General features: G+C 42.1%; 15 protein-coding genes. 7 read left to right on the top strand and 8 right to left on the bottom strand.

Annotated elements, in window-relative coordinates; all coding sequences use genetic code 11:
- Window positions 1-217 precede the first annotated feature (217 nt).
- Window positions 218-3,463 carry a ligand-binding sensor domain-containing protein gene (locus LH29_RS22315; RefSeq protein ID WP_082063907.1) on the top strand — a complete coding sequence of 1,082 codons (3,246 nt, stop codon included), beginning with the start codon at window positions 218-220 and terminating at the stop codon, window positions 3,461-3,463.
- Window positions 3,447-4,172 carry a L,D-transpeptidase family protein gene (locus LH29_RS22310; protein WP_052671179.1) on the top strand — a complete coding sequence of 242 codons (726 nt, stop codon included), beginning with the start codon at window positions 3,447-3,449 and terminating at the stop codon, window positions 4,170-4,172. Before LH29_RS22315 ends, LH29_RS22310 begins: the two co-directional genes overlap by 17 nt.
- Before the next feature lie 11 nt (window positions 4,173-4,183).
- On the opposite strand, the gene LH29_RS22305 is transcribed toward LH29_RS22310, so the two are convergent.
- On the bottom strand, window positions 4,184-4,846 hold the full coding sequence (locus tag LH29_RS22305) for a transaldolase family protein (RefSeq protein ID WP_045033546.1): 663 nt from the start codon (window positions 4,844-4,846) through the stop codon (window positions 4,184-4,186).
- Window positions 4,847-5,154: 308 nt separating this feature from the next.
- Between LH29_RS22305 and LH29_RS24160 the strand changes: the two genes are divergently transcribed.
- Window positions 5,155-5,943: a M23 family metallopeptidase gene (locus tag LH29_RS24160; RefSeq protein ID WP_052671178.1), complete on the top strand. Its 789-nt coding sequence runs from the start codon at window positions 5,155-5,157 to the stop codon at window positions 5,941-5,943.
- Between the two features lie 54 nt (window positions 5,944-5,997).
- The gene (locus LH29_RS24155; RefSeq protein ID WP_052671177.1) at window positions 5,998-6,885 is read left to right on the top strand and encodes an alpha/beta hydrolase; all 888 of its coding nucleotides are present in this window, start codon (window positions 5,998-6,000) and stop codon (window positions 6,883-6,885) included.
- 39 nt (window positions 6,886-6,924) lie between these two features.
- Here the strand turns inward: LH29_RS24155 and LH29_RS22290 are convergent, their stop codons facing one another.
- Window positions 6,925-7,812 carry a hypothetical protein gene (locus tag LH29_RS22290; protein ID WP_045033545.1) on the bottom strand — a complete coding sequence of 296 codons (888 nt, stop codon included), beginning with the start codon at window positions 7,810-7,812 and terminating at the stop codon, window positions 6,925-6,927.
- Between the two features lie 197 nt (window positions 7,813-8,009).
- On the opposite strand from LH29_RS22290, the gene LH29_RS22285 reads away from it, so the two are divergent.
- The gene (locus tag LH29_RS22285) at window positions 8,010-9,329 is read left to right on the top strand and encodes an aspartate kinase (RefSeq protein WP_045033592.1); all 1,320 of its coding nucleotides are present in this window, start codon (window positions 8,010-8,012) and stop codon (window positions 9,327-9,329) included.
- 61 nt (window positions 9,330-9,390) lie between these two features.
- On the opposite strand, the gene LH29_RS22280 is transcribed toward LH29_RS22285, so the two are convergent.
- From LH29_RS22280 to LH29_RS22270, 3 genes are read right to left on the bottom strand one after another with little or no spacing between them, the layout of a single operon-like run.
- Window positions 9,391-10,221: an MBL fold metallo-hydrolase gene (locus LH29_RS22280; protein WP_045033544.1), complete on the bottom strand. Its 831-nt coding sequence runs from the start codon at window positions 10,219-10,221 to the stop codon at window positions 9,391-9,393.
- A gap of 57 nt (window positions 10,222-10,278) precedes the next feature.
- Window positions 10,279-10,821, bottom strand: a complete 543-nt coding sequence (locus LH29_RS22275) for an isochorismatase family protein (protein WP_045033543.1) — start codon at window positions 10,819-10,821, stop codon at window positions 10,279-10,281.
- Between the two features lie 46 nt (window positions 10,822-10,867).
- Window positions 10,868-11,494 (bottom strand): KpsF/GutQ family sugar-phosphate isomerase, encoded by a 627-nt coding sequence (locus LH29_RS22270; protein ID WP_045033542.1) that lies wholly within the window; start codon window positions 11,492-11,494, stop codon window positions 10,868-10,870.
- A 286-nt stretch (window positions 11,495-11,780) separates the two neighbouring features.
- On the opposite strand from LH29_RS22270, the gene sucC reads away from it, so the two are divergent.
- Both sucC and sucD read left to right on the top strand, forming a co-directional pair.
- Window positions 11,781-12,914: an ADP-forming succinate--CoA ligase subunit beta gene (sucC, locus tag LH29_RS22265; protein WP_045033591.1), complete on the top strand. Its 1,134-nt coding sequence runs from the start codon at window positions 11,781-11,783 to the stop codon at window positions 12,912-12,914.
- 32 nt (window positions 12,915-12,946) lie between these two features.
- Window positions 12,947-13,819 carry a succinate--CoA ligase subunit alpha gene (gene sucD, locus LH29_RS22260; protein ID WP_045033541.1) on the top strand — a complete coding sequence of 291 codons (873 nt, stop codon included), beginning with the start codon at window positions 12,947-12,949 and terminating at the stop codon, window positions 13,817-13,819.
- A gap of 108 nt (window positions 13,820-13,927) precedes the next feature.
- On the opposite strand, the gene arsC is transcribed toward sucD, so the two are convergent.
- From arsC to prfB, 3 genes are all read right to left on the bottom strand, one after another.
- A complete protein-coding gene (gene arsC, locus LH29_RS22255; RefSeq protein ID WP_045033540.1) occupies window positions 13,928-14,266 on the bottom strand; it encodes an arsenate reductase (glutaredoxin) in 339 nt (112 codons plus the stop codon).
- 14 nt (window positions 14,267-14,280) lie between these two features.
- A complete protein-coding gene (ppk1, locus tag LH29_RS22250) occupies window positions 14,281-16,362 on the bottom strand; it encodes a polyphosphate kinase 1 (protein ID WP_045033539.1) in 2,082 nt (693 codons plus the stop codon).
- A gap of 99 nt (window positions 16,363-16,461) precedes the next feature.
- Window positions 16,462-17,551, bottom strand: a protein-coding gene (gene prfB / locus LH29_RS22245; protein ID WP_157493800.1) for a peptide chain release factor 2 whose coding sequence is annotated in 2 segments (ribosomal slippage) — window positions 16,462-17,487 and window positions 17,489-17,551 — 1,089 coding nt in all. Because the reading frame shifts where the segments join, the coding sequence is not laid out codon by codon here.
- Window positions 17,552-17,626: the final 75 nt, after the last annotated feature.

Below are 17,626 nucleotides of genomic sequence, written 5' to 3'. Positions count from 1 at the left end.
CTCTTTTAGAAAAGAGAGGGAATGAGGGAGAGTTAAATTTCATATCAGTTGCTTTCATTCCTGTTGGTGGTTCCCGGGAATCATGATTGTTTTATTCATGACGTTAATGCCAATTTTGTAATGAATTAGCGGATTGAAAGACAGATTCTGAAATAACCCAACTTATCACGAACTTCGCATCGCGCTGGTTAACGAATAGTAATTTACTTGTTTTACCATGAAACGATTGTGCTGTCTTTTGATCTTTAACTTTGCGCTGCTGTTATTTGCTTACCCCCGTGAACTTACTTTTTCCAATTATTCAATCAACGAAGGGCTGTCGCAAAGTGTTGTAAACTGCATGTTTCAGGATTCTCTGGGCTTTATATGGATTGGTACACAAAACGGGCTGAACCGTTTTGATGGCGAAAATTTCAAGGTTTATCGATACCTGCCAAACGATACGCTTTCCATTTCCAATAACTGGATTTATGCCATTTCGGAAGACCGGCAGGGAAATTTGTGGGTTGGCACTAAAGGTGGACTAAATAAATACCTGCGCGAAAAAGATTGTTTTGAACGAATAAATTATCACACCGGTTACGATCCAGAGGTGAGTACTCACAGTTATAATAACCTACTTTTAAGCAGCGGAAAGATGCTTGTACACACTCCACCTGTGGTTTCTGTTTTTGAACCCGAAGCGAAACATTTTACACACTTTCAAAGTAACCTTCCTTTCGATCCTGCCATAAAAGACGTAAAACTTCCGGTGTTGGAAGATCGCGATGGCACACTCTGGGCTGGATGCACAGAAGGTATAGCAGTCTTTTCATTTGCAGATGAAGAATTTTCCTGCTATCCGTTTTTGTTCATTAGTGGCGATACCTTGGAACAGGTGAATGTTACGGAGCTATTCCAGGATTCGAAATCACGGATATGGGCAGGAACAACAGAAGGATTGTTTCTCTTTGATCGTGAAAAGAACGTGTTTAAGGAGCAGGTTTTTGCACTTACATCGGACGGAGATTTTTCGTTTAGAAGCTGTGTTCGGTGCATCGCGGAAACCAAATCGGGGGAACTGGTTGTGGGAACAGAAGGAAACGGAATTTATATTCTGACCGATGAAAACGGGCACTATACCATTGAAAATCTGACTTCGGAAAACAGCGGGCTGACGCATAACATTGTTCAGAGTTTATGGATCGATAAATCGGAAAACCTGTGGGTTGGCACGCTGGCAGGTATCAGCAAAACCGATTTGAAGATGGACAAGTTTCGGCTTTTCCGACATAGCAATTCGCCGGCATCGGTTAATTTGCAGGGCAATGTAATTGCCGGAATGTTGAAAAACGACGATGGCAAATTGTGGATAGGAAACTGGGGACAGGGGCTGAATATTGTTGATCCGGAGAGTAATGAGGTGGAACATTTCTCGTCGCAGGAAAGTGGCAATCATTATCTGCCCAACGATTTTGTACATGTGGTTTTTAAGGATAACGAGGGCAATATTTGGTTAGGGTCACGTGATGGAATTTTTATTTGGAATAAACAGAAAAACTTATTTGAAGATTGGCGGCAATATTTTGATTGCCCCGATTGGCCGGCGTTTGAAAACACCCGTATTTATCACATCATTCAGGATAAAAACGATCGGTACTGGATTGCTACCTCTTTAGGAATTTATCTTGTCGACAAGAAATCGGCAGAAATTATACGTTTTGATCAGCAGGAAGAAGCTTCGAGAAAAATAAGTTCGAACCTGGTTTATACCCTATTGGAAGATTCTGACGGATTGATCTGGATAGCTACCATCAGTGGGGTGGATGTGTATAATCCTGCATCAGATAAACTGATTCATTACAAAAAAGCAGAAGGTGAACTGAGTAGCGATTTTGTGATTTCGTTGTGCGAAGACAGCCGGCAACGGATATGGATTGGAACCAATACGGCACTCAATATTTTTGATAAAAACACACAACAGTTTAGCTATTTGGACGAGAAAGATGGCTTGCCAAGTAATTACATTTACGAAATTGTTGAAGATAAAAATCAGGATTTGTGGTTTGCCACCGGCAATGGTTTGTGCCGGTACAATTTGGATAAAAAAGAGATACAGGTTTTTACGCCTGAAGATGGTTTGCAGAGTTCTGAATTTAACCTGCGTGCCGCTTATTGTGCTGATGACGGCGAACTGCTGTTTGGAGGAATGAATGGCTTTAACACCTTTTTTCCCGATTCGTTGAAAGGCAATCCTTATGTGCCAACTATTGTGTTTACCGCCTTTACAACTACCAGCAACAATCAACAGCACGAAATTAATGTTGCAACTAAATCGAAGGTGGTTTTAAAACACGATGTACAGTCGTTTACCATTGAATTTGCAGCCCTTGAGTTTACCAACGCCAACAAAAACAGTTATGCTTATAAAATGGAAGGCATTTCAAACGAATGGAATGAGATTGCCAACCGTAAGTTTGTGCCGTTTTTTGCTTTGCCTGCCGGTGAATATACCTTTTCGGTTAAAGGATCAAATAACGACGGGGTTTGGAATGAGGAAGGAGTGAGTTTGCAAATTGTCGTACTTCCTCCATGGTGGCGCAGTAAAGTGGCGTATCTGGCCTATCTAATATTGGTTATTCTGGTTATTTGGGTATTTATAAAACTTCGCGAAAGGCGTTTGAAACTGGAAAAAGTAAGGCTGGAGAAAAAGGTGCTGGAACGTACCATTCAGATTAAAGAGCAGAACGAGGTAATTACTGCTAAAAACAAAGAATTGAACGAGTTAAACCGTACAAAAGACAAGTTCTTCTCCATAATCGGGCACGATCTCCGTAATCATTTTAATATCATAATAGGTTTTTCTGAAAACCTGCTGATGAGTTTCAGGAACATGGATGAAACCAATCAGGAAAGGCACATTTCAAATATTTACAAATCGTCGATACAAGCTAACGACTTGCTGGGCAATTTGTTAACCTGGGCAAGGGTGCAACGAAATGCCATCACCTTTAATCCTGAGCCCATAAATGTTACCGAAAAAATTAGGGAGTTATTGCGTTTTCATGAGGAGGCCGCCTTAAAAAAGAATATCCTGATTGAGGTTTTTGCTAAGGAAGAGCTGGTGGCCAATGCCGATGTAAATATGTTCTCAACTATTATACGCAACCTGGTTGCCAATGCAGTAAAGTTTACCCACAACGACGGCGAAATTGCGATTTTAGTTGGCAGGAAAAAAAGTTGGTGCGAAGTAAAAATCAAGGACAACGGAATAGGAATAGAGCATGATAAACTGCAAAGTATCTTTAGTATTGAAAGTACCGAAGTTACCCGCGGAACAAGTGGTGAAAAAGGCACCGGACTGGGGCTGGTACTTTGTAAAGAATTTGTTGAGAAACACGGCGGTAAAATAAGTGTTGAAAGCGAAGTTGGAAAAGGAAGCAAATTTATATTTACTTTGCCTCTTAATGATTCAGAAGTATAACAAATTAGCCATTTTGTTCGGAGTTTTTTTTGCGCTGGCAGCTTGTAAAACAGCTCCGCAAAAACCGGAGAAAGTGGGACAGAAAATCCTTGAAAGTATTCAATGGCCGGATCAGCAGGATGTACGTCAGTTAGTGGTGGTTTTTAATTCTGCCTCGGCTGATCATCATGCAAATTTATTAACGTTCGAAAAAACAGAAGAAGGCTGGCAGCCTGTTTTTGAGGTGATGCAGGCGGGTATCGGCGAAAACGGTTTTGCTCCAATAAACGAAAAAGTTGAAGGCGACGGGAAATCGCCAACGGGTATTTTTGAACTCGGGAAACTGTTTACTTATTTGGACAGCGCCGACACAAAAATGGCTTTTCAGAAAACCACAGCTGAAGATAAATGGATCGACGACCCGGAGTCGGAAAATTACAATCGTTACCTACAGGGCGAAACCGATGCACAATCATACGAAAACCTGCTGCTAAAAAGCGATGCCTACAAATATTGTATGGTAATTGAATACAACACAAATCCGGTGGTAAAAGGTAAAGGAAGTGCCATTTTTTTTCACCTGAATAAAACCGGGAACGAGTCAACCGCGGGGTGTGTGGCCATTACTGAAGAAAACATGCTAAGGGTGCTAAAATGGCTCGATCCCAAAAGCAATCCACACATTATTATGGGAAATAAGGATGAATTGCTTTCAGGGCTTCGCCTTTAATTCTCTTTTCGTTAAAAGATATTGTATAATCCTTCTCCGTCTTTTTCAAACTGTGCAATGCTGATGTCGGTCATCGGGTGCTTAATCAGTTGGAAAAGTAACTCGGGACTAATGGTTGCCGATTGCGCTCCGACCATACTTACCCGGTGAATCTGGTCGACTGTTTTAAAGCTGGCTGCCAGCACTTTGGTGTCCAGATTAAATTCTTTGGTGTTTTTAACAATATCGCCAACTACCTCAATCCCGTGCGACGAAATATTGTCTAATCGGCTAACATATGGTGCTACAAAATCGGCTCCGGCACGCGATGCCACCAATGCCTGTTGCTGCGTAAAAATAGCTGTTGCCGTTACGTTTATGCCTGCATCTTTTAGTATGCGCATGGCTTTGTAACCTTCTATCGATACCGGAATTTTAGCAAAAAAATTATCGCCCAAATTAAAGTAACTTTTATAGGTTTTTGCCTCTTTTACCATTTCGTCGGCCTTATCGCTCATCACCTGAACGTGAACAGTTCCTTTGCCAACAATATCAATGATGTTTTGAATGGCTTCTGAAAGTTTTAAGCCCGATTGTTTTAAAATAGTAGGGTTGGTTGTTACCCCTGTTAGCGGAAAAAAATCGTATAAATCTTTTAATGCCTGAATGTCTGCGGTGTCTGCCAAATAAATCATCTTTATTCTATTTTTTAGGTTGAAATATTATACAGGCGATCAGTTTTGTTTTAGTAAGTGTTGCAAAGATAAGCATGATTTTTCGGAGGCACTTTTTTTCCGGTATTTCAGCATATTTGTTAACATGAAATGAGCACACGAATGAAATTTTTGTATAGAGAGATGACGATAAACCAGTGCGAAATCTCCCTTAATTGCTGGATATCCGGAACGAAATACATTTTAATACAGATGATTTTGTATACTCAAAGAATATTCTTTCAGCTTTGTCGTTTTCAATTCCAGAATCTTTTGACTTTTTTTGTAGCATGAATATCAGGCGAGGGGGAATTTTTTGTTTGCTGCTGTTTGCAGTGTCTGTTGCTTTTGGGCAAAATATCACGGTTAATACATTGGATGTGCCCAATGTGGAAAGTAATATAAATACCGAGGGTTTCATAGCTTCGTTGGACAGCTTCCCCGAATCGGCACAAAAAGGTTACCTGGAACAGTTTCTTGTGCCCGGTAACGACGGGTATATTATCAGTCGTTTTGGACCGCGCTCAGGGCGAATGCACTATGGCACCGATATTAAAATGTATAAAGGTGATACTGTGGTGGCCGCGCAAAGCGGAGTTGTTGTTCGCGCCAACTGGGGCTATGGGTTTGGCCGGCTAGTGGTTATCCAACACCGAAATAATATTGAAACGTATTACGCTCATCTTACGTCATTTCTCAAAAATAAAGGAGATAAAGTGGAAAAAGGGGAGCCCATTGGTTTAGCCGGAAGTACAGGGCGGGCACGCGGAGCACATTTGCATTTTGAGATGCGCGAAAACGGAAAGCCTTTTGATCCTGAACTCGTTTTTGATTTTAAAGAAGAAAAAATACGCGATGATGCCTTGGATACGGAAAGTTTAATGGCGCTGCACAAAAAGCTAAAACCAAAAGGTTATTCAACAAACGTTGCTGTGCCCGAATATTACAAGGTGCGTTCGGGCGATTCGCTTTGGGTGATCTCGCGGAAGTTTAAAACATCAATTACGGAGTTGTGCCGCCTGAACAATATTTCGGAAAACGCCGTATTGCAAATCGGGCAACCACTGCGAATGTACTAAGCGAATACTGCCATTCGTCTGATTTGCGGAATTACCAATAAAACTAAAACAAAAATGACTGAAAATATAGATCTGCCACAGGCTGTAAATGCTGCCGGCGTACCTGCATCTTTTGCCAACGAACGCTACGGCAATCACGAACGAAATACTTTTGATATTTGGCTGGCCGATTCAGATCAACCAACTCCGCTCGTTATGTATATTCATGGCGGTGGTTTTATTGGTGGCGACAAAAGCCGCTACTACGATTCGGAAGACTGGGTACGTTTGCTCGAAGCCGGGATCTCCATTGCCAGCATAAATTACCGTTTTATGAGTGAGCCGCCATACGGAATACTCGGTAGTATGAACGACTCAAAACGCTGCCTGCAATATATTCGGGCCAATGCCGGAAAGTATAATATTGATAAAAATCGCATTGCCTGCAGTGGTGGCTCTGCGGGAGCAGGAACATCCTTATGGCTGGCTTTTTCGGATGATATGGGTGATGCCGAAAGTGACGACCCTGTTTTGAGGGAATCAACAACTATTTCGTGTGCGGCAGCATTTTCAACACAATCAACCTACGACATATTACGCTGGCCCGGGTTGATTGGTATTCCACCGTATAAAAATCCTGAAGACTTGTTAACCATTGCACGGGTTTTTGGACTGAAATCGGCAGATGGTGTTGACCTTTTAGCACAAAAGGATATTCGCTCGGAACTCGATTTTCTTGCAAAAATGACAAAAGATGCGGTGCCGTTTTTTGTTTTCAATCATTACGAAGGTGGCATACCAACCAACGAAGATGAATTGCATCATCATCCGTTGCACGCCAAAGCACTAAAAGACCGTGCAGAAGAAGTTGGTGCCGAGGCAATTGTTTATGCTCCTGCCATCGGAATTTCAGATCTGTCGGGAAAAGATGTGGTTGAATTTTTTATCGAAAAGTTATTGTAGAAAAGGCTGTTCATGTTTGCACACAAACAGCCTCAATTTTTATTCTGTTAGTTTTTCCATTGTTGTTTTAATATCACCGGGAGTACTCATAATCTTCATAAATGTACCCATAGTAAGTTCGGGCCAATGCAGCGCAATGCGGTATTTTCCCGGAAGTATGCTTGCCGTATTTCCCTGAAGAATGATTTCGTATGGCATTGCTGCCACATGTTCGTTGCCGATTATCGGTAAGAAATGGGCTTCTCCGTCTTCTGCATTTTTTAATGCAACACCCCAAACAGCCACTTCCTTGTCGGTATAAACCAATTCATATACCTTCTCCGTTTCACCTTTACCGGCCTTTAGGTTTTGCCGAATGGTTTTTAATCCTTCATCAAATGAATCGAAGGTTTTCAGTTCTTCAGCATCGGTAAAATAGGGCATCATTACCTTGTAGTGGTATTTTTGTAGTTTTTTCTTCTCTAGTGTTCCTCCAAAAGGTACTTCCATTGTTCCGATATTTTTCATGGCTTTAATGGCCTGGTCAGATATCGAACGCAATGCCATTTCCTGTTCATCAACGCCGTCAACAAAATAGGCGTAAAACAGGTACATCGGGTTTGTCATGCTTATTTTCAGCGTTTCGCCTTCTTTTTTCAAGCCAACTTTTAATGCCGATGCCAAAGCACCTCGATCGCTGAAATTAAGCGCAATTTCTTCCAGTTTTGGGTGTGTATAACAAACTACGGCTAATTTTTCAGATTGAGCGGGGCTGTATTCTCCAAGTATTTTGAATCCCGATTCGCTTAGTGCCGATTTAATTTTTGCGATTCCTTCGGCTAACGATTCATCCGATTTGCTGATCAGAAGATAGGGCGATTCGTCTTGTGCTTGAATTGCCGAAAAGGTAAAAAGGTAGATAAGGGTTAATAGAAAAATGCGTTTCATTTTATTACTGATTTAGTTTTGGCCAAAAGTACTTGTTGCATCACAATGCTTTTTAAGCTGTTGTGTGATACTTATCATAGCGCAACGTTAATAAATATGCAAAACGCATGAATAAATATGCATTTCACAAAGAAAGCTTTTCTAATGATTCAAAAATTCTTCATATTTGCACCACTAAATTTTTGAAAAAGCAAGAAATGAAAGTTTTAAAATTCGGAGGAACATCGGTTGGCTCGCCCGAGAATATGAGGGCCGTTATGGATTTGGTAACCGATGGAGAGCAAAAGATAGTTGTGTTATCAGCTATGTCGGGAACAACCAATTCTTTGGTAGAAATTTCAAATTACCTTAAAAAGAAGAATAAAGATACTGCGCGTATTTTTATCGGTAACCTGGAGGAGAATTATAAAAAGGTAGTTGCTGAACTTTTTACTTCCGAAGAAAACAAGAAGAAGGGCTTAAAGATCATTAAAGATGTTTTTCAAACCATAAAATCGTTTACATCAGGCACTTTTAGCGAAGTTGGCGAAAATACGATTCTGGCACAGGGCGAGATTATCTCAACCAACCTGGTAACCTTGCTGATGAACGAAAACGGGCATGATACAAAGTTATTGCCGGCCCTCGATTTTATGAAAATTGATGAGGATAAAGCTGCTGACCTGAATTATATCCGCGAGCATATCAAGCCGGTTATAAAAGAGGTTGGCGATGCAAAATATTATATTACACAGGGATTTATTTGCCGGGATGCCGACGGTGAAATTAACAACCTGCAACGAGGTGGTAGCGATTACACAGCGTCGTTGATTGGTGCTGCTGTTGATGCCGACGAAATTCAGATTTGGACGGATATTGACGGCTTTCATAACAACGATCCGCGTTTTGTTGACAATACTAAAAAAATCGATCAGCTGTCATATAACGAAGCGGCTGAGCTGGCCTTTTTCGGAGCAAAAATTCTGCACCCGCAAACCGTTTTGCCGGCACGTGTTCAGAATATCCCGGTTCGCCTGAAAAACACCATGAATCCGACTGACGACGGTACGCTGATTACGGCAGAATCGGATGGTCGTGGTATTAAAGCGGTTGCTGCCAAAGATGATATTACGGCGATTAAAATTCGTTCAGGAAGGATGTTAAATGCCTATGGTTTCTTGTCGAAAATCTTTAAAATATTTGCCGATTTCCGCACACCTATCGATATGATCTCTACCTCGGAGGTGGCCGTTTCGTTAACAATCGATGACACCCGGAATCTTGAATCAATAAAAGAGGAACTGGATAATTTTGGTACGGTAATTATCGATCAGGATATGACTATTGTTTGTATCGTTGGCGATATCATTCAGGAGGAACATGGTTTTGCATCGAAGGTGTTTAATGCCCTGGATGGAATTCCGATTCGTATGATCTCGTACGGAGGAAGCCGCCATAATATTTCGATTTTGGTGCCAACGGAACGCAAAAAAGAAACGCTGCAGGCTTTAAGCGATAATTTATTGAATGGCTTGTAACGGAAGAAATTCCGGATAGCGACGAATCTCGAATAAGATCCAAAACAGCTTTCGTGGCTGGTTAAAACTCTGGAAACTGGAGTTTTAAATTTTGGGGATTGTTCGGGATTTGTTTTTTATGGCCGGCCGTAGAAGTAAGTTGATAAACTTCCGATGCCTCAAAACGCGATGCAATAGTTATTTCGAACCGATCGGTGAGTGGTTGCATCGTTGCCAAAGCTTTTTTGTGGGTGTTATTGTCTTTCGAAATGTGGCTCAGAAATACGCATTTCAACTCGCCATTGGTGTGTTTATCCAGCAGTTCAAAAGCCTGGTCGTTTGACAGGTGCCCGACCTTTGAGGCAACTCTTTCTTTCAGAAACTGCGGATAGCGGCCTTCCCAAAGCATTTTTTCGTCGTAGTTCGATTCCAGGAACAATGCATTACATTTTGCTACATGCTCTTTTACATTGTCGCACGCCTCGCCAATGTCGGTAAAAACGCCAATGTTAATGTCGTTGTAGCTGATTCTGAAAGAACAGGGTTCAGCTGCATCGTGGAATTTTTGCACCGGGTGCACCGTAAAATCGTCGACAATGATGGTTTCGTCGCAGGTAAAAAAACGCGGGTAATCGGGCCGAAGATTTTTATACGATCCATCGTAGGTTTTGGCGGTCATGTACACCGGAATCTGAAGCCGTTTCCCCATAACCCGTGCACCGCGCATGTGGTCGCTGTGTTCGTGTGTAATAAAAAGTGCCCGTAACTTGTTTGCATCCAAACCACGTTCATCCATACGTTTCAGAATCTGCTTGGTAGAAATTCCGGCGTCGACCAAAATCGCCGAATTCTCGTTGCCAATGTAATAGCAGTTTCCGTTACTTCCTGATGCGATGGCGCAAATTTCGAGCATATTGTTTTGTTAATTGTCATCGCCTGCATTATTTGCAGGCAATGACTATGGTGTTTTTTATTTTACGAGTTTTGAAATGGCGCGGAACGAAGGATCGCCGGCTGAAGCTGTTAATTCAAACAAGATCGATTCGTATGAGCTCATCATAATTCCTTCGAAACGGAAACGCTCTTTTGCCAATTCAACATTCGCAGCAGTGCGCGATGAAACACAATCCATAACTACGATCGGATTTAAACCGGCGGCTTTTAAATCAACAGCAGTTTGCAACACACACACGTGCGATTCAATTCCGCAAATGATGATATTTTTAGCGTTCAGCTCTTTTAATTTTTCAGCAATTTCAGGAACATCGTAGCAGCTAAAGTCTTTCTTTTCAAAGTAGCTGAATTCATCAAAAGCAGCCTGAATTTCGGGTACTGTTTCACCCAGGCCTTTTGTGTATTGCTGCGATACCAACATTGGCACTTCCAGCTCTTTCAAGCCCTGTGTTAGTGTTTCGCAATTTTTTAACAGTGTTTCTTTTTCGTTCATGGCAGCAATCAGCCGCTCCTGAATATCGATAACCAGTCCAACCGTATTTTCTTTTGTAATTCTCATCTTCAATCTCGGGTTATAAATCTTTTCAATCTAATTCAATCGTCTATCAATCTACATCAATCCTTCTCTCGCTCTCGGCCTGTAAACGCGATTTGCTTCCCAAATATCCTCCGTGGTGGCGTTTGGCATAATCTTCGTTTGAAAAACCAATTTTGTTCATCATCGATACCACCAGCGCATCGCCAATAACGGTCATTACCGTGGTTGATGTAGTAGGTGAAAGTCCCAGCGGGCAAACTTCCTGTGGGTTTCCGGTATAAATAAAAGCATCGGCAGCTTTTGCCAGCACACCTTCCGGGTTACTCGAAATTACGATCAGCGGAAGCCCGGCATATAAATTTTCTGCCAGCTCAATCAACTCAATAATTTCGCGTGTTTTTCCTGAGTTGGAGATCACCAGTAAAACATCGTTTTGTTGTAGCACACCCAGGTCGCCATGTTGCGATTCGCTGGGATGTAGAAAAACCGCCGGTGTTCCGGTTGAGCTAAATGTAGTTGCAATATTGGCTGCAATTTGCCCGGCTTTTCCCATGCCGCTGGTTACCAGTTTTCCATTCTTTTGGTGTACCTGGCGGTGTATCAATTCAATAGCATCAAGCATCCCGTCTTCTACCGGAATAGCCTGAATGGCTTTTGCTTCGTGTTCAATAACTTGTCTGATTGCTTCCTTCATTGTAATCTGTTTAAGTGCTGCAAATCTACTGAAAAAAAAGAAGTAGCTCAGTACAGCATTTCTGTTTTAGCAGAATTTTACAATCAAGTGATTTTGGTTACAAAAAAAATGTGTTGTAAGTCATAAAAATTCAAAACAAAATGAAGGGTTTAGCGGTTAAATAATCGTTACATTTAACATTAATTTTTAAAAACTGAAAGTCAATTAGAAAAGAACTAGCGCTTTAACCATGTTTTTGCTCCTGGTCAGGTTATAGTTGGCTTTCGACGACAAACAATTAATATATATGAAAATTCATGAATATCAAGCCCGAAATTTATTCAGGAAGTACGGGATTCCTGTGCCGGAAGGTGTTGTTTGCCATACGGTTGATGAGGTAAAACAAAATGTGTCGGACAAAGACAAGCTGCGTGTTATAAAGGCGCAGGTACACGTTGGTGGACGCGGAAAAGCCGGTGGTGTAAAGTTGGCGAATACAAAAGCCGAGGCCGTTGAAAAAGCCGAGCAAATTCTAGGAATGGAAATTAAAGGCATTACGGTTGAAAAGGTTTTGGTTGCCGATGCTGTTGATATTGAAAAGGAATTTTATGTTGGTCTGATCAACGACCGGAACAGTAAGTCGGTAACGCTTATGGCAAGTGCCGAAGGTGGTGTTGAAATTGAAGAAGTGGCCAAAGTTTCGCCGGAGAAAATCATTAAAATGCCTATCGATCCATCGATGGGATTAATGCCCTGGCAGGCACGTAAAATTGCCATTCAACTATTTAGCGATCCAAAAGAAATCCGCCAGTGTGCCAATATTTTGGTAAAACTTTACCGCTTGTATATCGAAACCGACTCTTCGTTGGCAGAGATAAATCCACTTGTTCTTACGCCCGATAAACAGGTTCTGGCAATCGACGGTAAAATGAATTTTGATGACAATGCCTTGTATCGCCAGAAAGAAATTTTGAGCATGCGCGAGGCCGATAAAGATGAGTTGAAAGAGATTGAAGCAAATGCCAAAGGTCTTTCGTACATTAAACTCGATGGAAATATTGGTTGTATGGTAAACGGTGCCGGTTTGGCAATGGCTACCATGGATATGATTAAACTGTATGGCGGCGAACCTGCCAACTTCCTAGATATTGGTGGTTCATCGAATCCGCAAAAAGTGGTGGATGCCATGAATATTTTGCTGAGCGACCAGAATGTGAAATCGGTTATGATCAACATTTTTGGTGGTATTACCCGTTGCGATGATGTAGCCCGCGGTTTGGTAATCGCACTCGATCAGATAAAAACCAATGTGCCTATTGTAATTCGTTTGTCGGGAACCAATGCCAAAGAAGGTTTGGAAATTATAAAGCAAACAGGATTGCCGGTTGTTGAAACCATGCGCGAAGCGGCTCAAACAGCAATTGAGTTAAGTAAAAAGTAAGGCAGAAGTTTAAAGTAAAAAGTGAAAAAGTAATGAGCATACTTATAAATAAAGATACAAAAGTAATCGTACAGGGAATTACCGGTCGCGACGGAGCTTTCCATACCGAAAAGATGAAAGCATACGGAACCAATGTTGTTGGTGGAACTTCTCCCGGTAAAGCCGGTCAGGAAGTGGAAGGTGTACCGGTTTTTAACAGTGTTGAAGATGCCGTTAAAGCAACAGGCGCCAATGCATCGGTAATATTTGTGCCGGCGGCTTTTGCAGCCGACGCCATTATGGAAGCCAGCTATGCAGGTATAGAGTTGGTGGTTTGTATTACCGAACATGTTCCGGTTCAGGACATGATTAAAGTAACTCCGGTTTTAAAGAAACACGGTACAAAACTGATTGGTGCCAACTGTCCTGGATTAATTACTCCTGAGGAGTGTTTGATCGGTATTCTTCCGGCAATGATCTTTAAAAAAGGAAACGTTGGTTTAATCTCGCGTTCAGGAACGTTAACCTACGAAGTGGTAAATATGTTGACTGAAAGCGGGCTGGGCCAAACTACCTGTGTAGGAATTGGTGGCGATGCCGTTTCAGGTTTATATTTTATCGATTTGCTGGAGATGTACGAAAACGATCCGGCAACCGAAGCCGTAGTTTTAATTGGTGAAATCGGCGGTGATGCGGAAGAGCAGGCAGCCCGTTTTATCAAGGAGAAAATGACTAAACCTGTGGTTGCGTTTATTGCAGGGCAGTCAGCACCTCCGGGAAAACGTATGGGACACGCCGGTGCTATTATTTCAAGTGGATCGGGAACTGCGGAAGAAAAGATTAAAGCTTTTAAAGCTGCAGATGTTCCGGTGGCAAAAGAGCCACGGGATATTCCCGGATTAGTAAAAGAAAAGTTGGGATTGTAATATCCGGTTTGAAAAATAGAAAAGAGGCTGTCCGAAATTGGGCAGCCTCTTTTTTGTGGGATAAAGCGCTAAGCGGTTAGAACCATTAAGCGCGTATCGCTTTGTTTTTTATAGAATCTCGTCAATATTTTCAGGTGGATTTCCCAACACTGCCTTATCGCCATTTACCACGATAGGGCGGTGCAGAAGTTTCGGATTTTCGACCAGTACCTTTATCCATTCTTCGTCGCTCAATACTTTTCCTTTGTATTGCTCTTTGTAGTCTTTTTCGTGCTGACGAACAAAGTCAAAAGGTTTTTTGCCGGTTTTGGCAATCAGCTCCGTAAGTTCTTTTTCGTTTAAGCCATCAGTCAGGTAGCTTACAACTTCAAAATTACAACCTTTGTCTTCAAGGTATTGCAGCCCTTTTCGGCTTTTCGAGCAGCGTGGATTGTGATATATTTTCATGTTTTATTCTGTATTTAATTATTTTCTGTTTCTGTTTCTGTTTCTGAGATCGATTTAATGTAATTGTAGAAGTCCTCCTGCGCCCGGTATTTTTTATCTGTTTCTCCGTCGGAGTAAGTGTTTAATAGTTTCGGATCGAGTATCCGGGCTTTTGAATTATCTTTTAACTGAATGAGTAGTTGTTCTTTTAATTCCGCTTTAATCGACTCGTTGTAAATAGGGCAGGCCACCTCTATTCTTCGGTTCAGATTGCGCGACATCCAGTCGGCTGATGAGATGTACATTTTTTCTTCGCCATCGGCACCAAACAAGAACAGTCGTGTGTGTTCAAGGTATTTATCCACAATGCTAATGGCGGTTATATTTTCGCTGTAGCCATCCAATCCTATCTGCATTCCGAAAATGCCACGTATAATCAGCTGTATTTTAACACCGGCCTGGGAAGCTTCGTACAGCTTAATCATCATTCCCGGATCAATAAGGCTATTCATTTTCAGGATCATCCACGCAGGTTTTCCCTGTTTGGCCAGCTCTATTTCACGATTTATATTTTTTACAAAGTGTTTGCGCATCGAGAACGGACTTACTACCAGGTGCTCATACCCGAAATGCAGGTAGTTTTGTTTGAAAAACATAAATACTTTTTCCACTTCGTCAGCCAGTCGCGAATCGGCTGTAAGCAAGCCTTTATCGGTATAAACCCTTGCTGTCCCTTCGTGGAAGTTCCCTGTGCCAATGTACGCGTAGTTACGCATTTTACCCTCTTCTTTTCGCTGAACCCACACCAACTTGCTGTGTACTTTCATCCCGGGAACACCGTTTATTACATTGGCGCCTTCTTCCTGTAGCTTGTTGGACCAGAGTATATTCGCCTCTTCGTCGAAACGTGCCTGAAGCTCCACAACTACGGTAACCTTTTTCCCGTTTCTTACGGCGTTTAATAGTGCATTCACAACTTTCGAGTCGGCGGCAACACGATAAATCGTAAGTCCTATTTCTTTCACCTGAGGATCGATTGCTGCTTCGCGCAGAAAATCGAGAACATGATTAAAGGTGTGGTATGGGAAATGCAACAGAATATCCTTTTGGCGCATCATTTTCAGGATACTGGTAAAAGGAGGCAGGTCTTTGTGGCGGGAAGGAGGCAGGTTGGTATAGTAATGTTCTTTTTTGCCGATCTCGGGAAAATTCATAAAGTCCTTATGATTGTGGTACCGGCCACCCGGGACTGCATCACTTTTTGCCAACCTCATTTTTTTTAGTAAAAAATCGAGCAGATCATCGGGCATTTCCCGGTCGTAAAGTAAACGAACCGGCTTTCCTTTTTTACGCTTTTTCAGGCTGTGGCTCATTTTTTCCACAAAACTTTTAGAGATGTCATCGTCGAGGTCCAACTCAGCATCGCGCGTAATTTTTATGGTATAAGCCCCATACATGTCGTAATCAAAATAGAAGAAAATGTCGGCCATGCAGAAACGAATAATATCGTCGAGATAAAGTACGAACTGTTTGCCATTCTCCTCAGGCAGCACCAAAAAACGCGGTACCGAGCGGCCCGGAATTCGGATCAGAGAATAGGCCAGATCTTCAGGGTCTTCCTTTTTCCAAAGCTTAACGGCCAGGTAAACCGAGCGATCACGCAAATAAGGGAACTTATTCTTTTTGCTCAGCATTATTGGCACCAGGTTGGGCAATACTTTATCGTAAAAGTAATTACGCACAAACTCGCCTTGTTTTTCTGTCAGGTCCTTTTCTTCAATGATGAAGATATTGTTCTCTTCCAGCTCTTCCAGAATATTGGCATAAATCTCCTGAACCTTATTTTGCTGTTCATATACAATCTCCTGTATTTTGTTGTGCAATTCTTCCGGCGTCATCTCTCCCAGAAGGTTTTCTTCATCACGGCCAAGCGCAACCATCCGTCGGACAGCTGCCACGCGCACTCTGAAAAATTCATCGAGGTTATTCGAGAAAATTCCGATAAAACGAATACGTTCGAAAAGCGGTGTTTCCGGATCCTGAGCTTCCTGAAGCACTCTTTCGTTAAACGATAACCAACTTATTTCGCGGTTTATGAACTTTTCTTTTGAGTACATATTGAATGAAGAATTGAACGGTTATTAAATTACACGACGACCTTTACAAGATGTAAAAAGACAGCGAAAAAAGCAAGAATAAAGCGGGTTTTCGGCGATTTATTGCCCGCCAAATTCCATTAAATAGGCTTTGATAAATCCGTCGAGTTCGCCATCGAGTACTGCGTTAACATTTCCCGATTCAAAATTGGTACGTAAGTCTTTTACCATTTTGTAGGGTTGCAGCACATACGAACGGATTTGTGAGCCCCATTCAATTTTCTTTTTCGCCGATTCTATCTCAGCGGTTTTTTCGTGGCGTTTACGCAGTTCCATTTCGTAAAGCTGCGATTTTAAAAGCCTTAAAGCATTTTCTTTGTTACCCAGTTGCGAGCGGCTTTCGGTATTTTCAATGGTAATTCCGGTAGGAGCGTGTCGTAACCGTACACCGGTTTCCACTTTGTTTACGTTCTGCCCGCCGGCACCTCCGCTTCGGAAAGTATCCCAGGTAATATCTGCCGGATTGATCTCTATTTCGATGGTGTCGTCAACCAGTGGTGCCACATACACCGAAGTGAATGAAGTCATTCGTTTGTTTTGGGCATTAAATGGCGACAAGCGAACCAGGCGGTGAACCCCGTTTTCGCTTTTCAGATATCCGTAGGCAAATTCACCTTCAATTTCGATGGTGCAGCTTTTTATACCCACCTCGTCGCCGCCCTGCATGTCGGCGATTTTCATTTTGTAGCCTTGCTTTTCAATCCAGCGCGTGTACATCCGAAACAGCATGTCGGCCCAGTCGTTACTTTCGGTACCGCCGGCACCTGCATTTATGCGTAACACGGCTCCCAGGCGGTCTTCTTCGTTACGAAGCATATTTTGTGTTTCCAGCTCTTCAATTAGCGTTAGCGTTTCGGTATAAGCCTTATCAACTTCTTCTTCGCTGGCCTCTTCTAGCTCGAAAAACTCGTATAGCACAAGGAAATCTTCGGTGGCTTCGTGTACTTTTTTAAAGCCTTCGGTCCACACTTTTATAGTGCGGATCTTTTTCATTTGGGCTTCGGCTTCTTTGGGATTATTCCAGAATTCAGGATCCTGGGTTTTTAATTCTTCTTCTTCCTGCTCAATTAACTTTGCATCGTAGTCAAAGATGCCTCCTCAGCGCATCCCGGCGCTCAACAAGGTCTTTTACCTGTTCCTTTAAAATCATTGTTTACGTTTTTTAATAGGACGCAAATGTACGATGAAAAGTTCGGAGTTTAAAGTCTTTCCTGCAAAGATAAAG

Source organism: Draconibacterium sediminis (assembly GCF_000949475.1).
GTDB lineage: Bacteria > Bacteroidota > Bacteroidia > Bacteroidales > Prolixibacteraceae > Draconibacterium > Draconibacterium sediminis.
This window is presented reverse-complemented; position numbering and strand designations above follow the sequence as displayed.

Bases quoted from the DNA above. Each gene is read 5' to 3' on its own strand.
- LH29_RS22315 (WP_082063907.1), top strand. From the start codon at position 218: ATGAAACGATTGTGCTGTCTTTTGATCTTTAACTTTGCGCTGCTGTTA.
- LH29_RS22275 (WP_045033543.1), bottom strand. From the start codon at position 10,821: ATGAGAATTACAAAAGAAAATACGGTTGGACTGGTTATCGATATTCAG.
- LH29_RS22290 (WP_045033545.1), bottom strand. From the start codon at position 7,812: ATGAAACGCATTTTTCTATTAACCCTTATCTACCTTTTTACCTTTTCG.
- ppk1 (WP_045033539.1), bottom strand. From the start codon at position 16,362: ATGTACTCAAAAGAAAAGTTCATAAACCGCGAAATAAGTTGGTTATCG.
- LH29_RS24160 (WP_052671178.1), top strand. From the start codon at position 5,155: ATGAATATCAGGCGAGGGGGAATTTTTTGTTTGCTGCTGTTTGCAGTG.
- LH29_RS24155 (WP_052671177.1), top strand. From the start codon at position 5,998: ATGACTGAAAATATAGATCTGCCACAGGCTGTAAATGCTGCCGGCGTA.
- sucC (WP_045033591.1), top strand. From the start codon at position 11,781: ATGAAAATTCATGAATATCAAGCCCGAAATTTATTCAGGAAGTACGGG.
- LH29_RS22270 (WP_045033542.1), bottom strand. From the start codon at position 11,494: ATGAAGGAAGCAATCAGACAAGTTATTGAACACGAAGCAAAAGCCATT.
- sucD (WP_045033541.1), top strand. From the start codon at position 12,947: ATGAGCATACTTATAAATAAAGATACAAAAGTAATCGTACAGGGAATT.
- LH29_RS22285 (WP_045033592.1), top strand. From the start codon at position 8,010: ATGAAAGTTTTAAAATTCGGAGGAACATCGGTTGGCTCGCCCGAGAAT.
- LH29_RS22310 (WP_052671179.1), top strand. From the start codon at position 3,447: ATGATTCAGAAGTATAACAAATTAGCCATTTTGTTCGGAGTTTTTTTT.
- arsC (WP_045033540.1), bottom strand. From the start codon at position 14,266: ATGAAAATATATCACAATCCACGCTGCTCGAAAAGCCGAAAAGGGCTG.
- LH29_RS22280 (WP_045033544.1), bottom strand. From the start codon at position 10,221: ATGCTCGAAATTTGCGCCATCGCATCAGGAAGTAACGGAAACTGCTAT.
- LH29_RS22305 (WP_045033546.1), bottom strand. From the start codon at position 4,846: ATGATTTATTTGGCAGACACCGCAGACATTCAGGCATTAAAAGATTTA.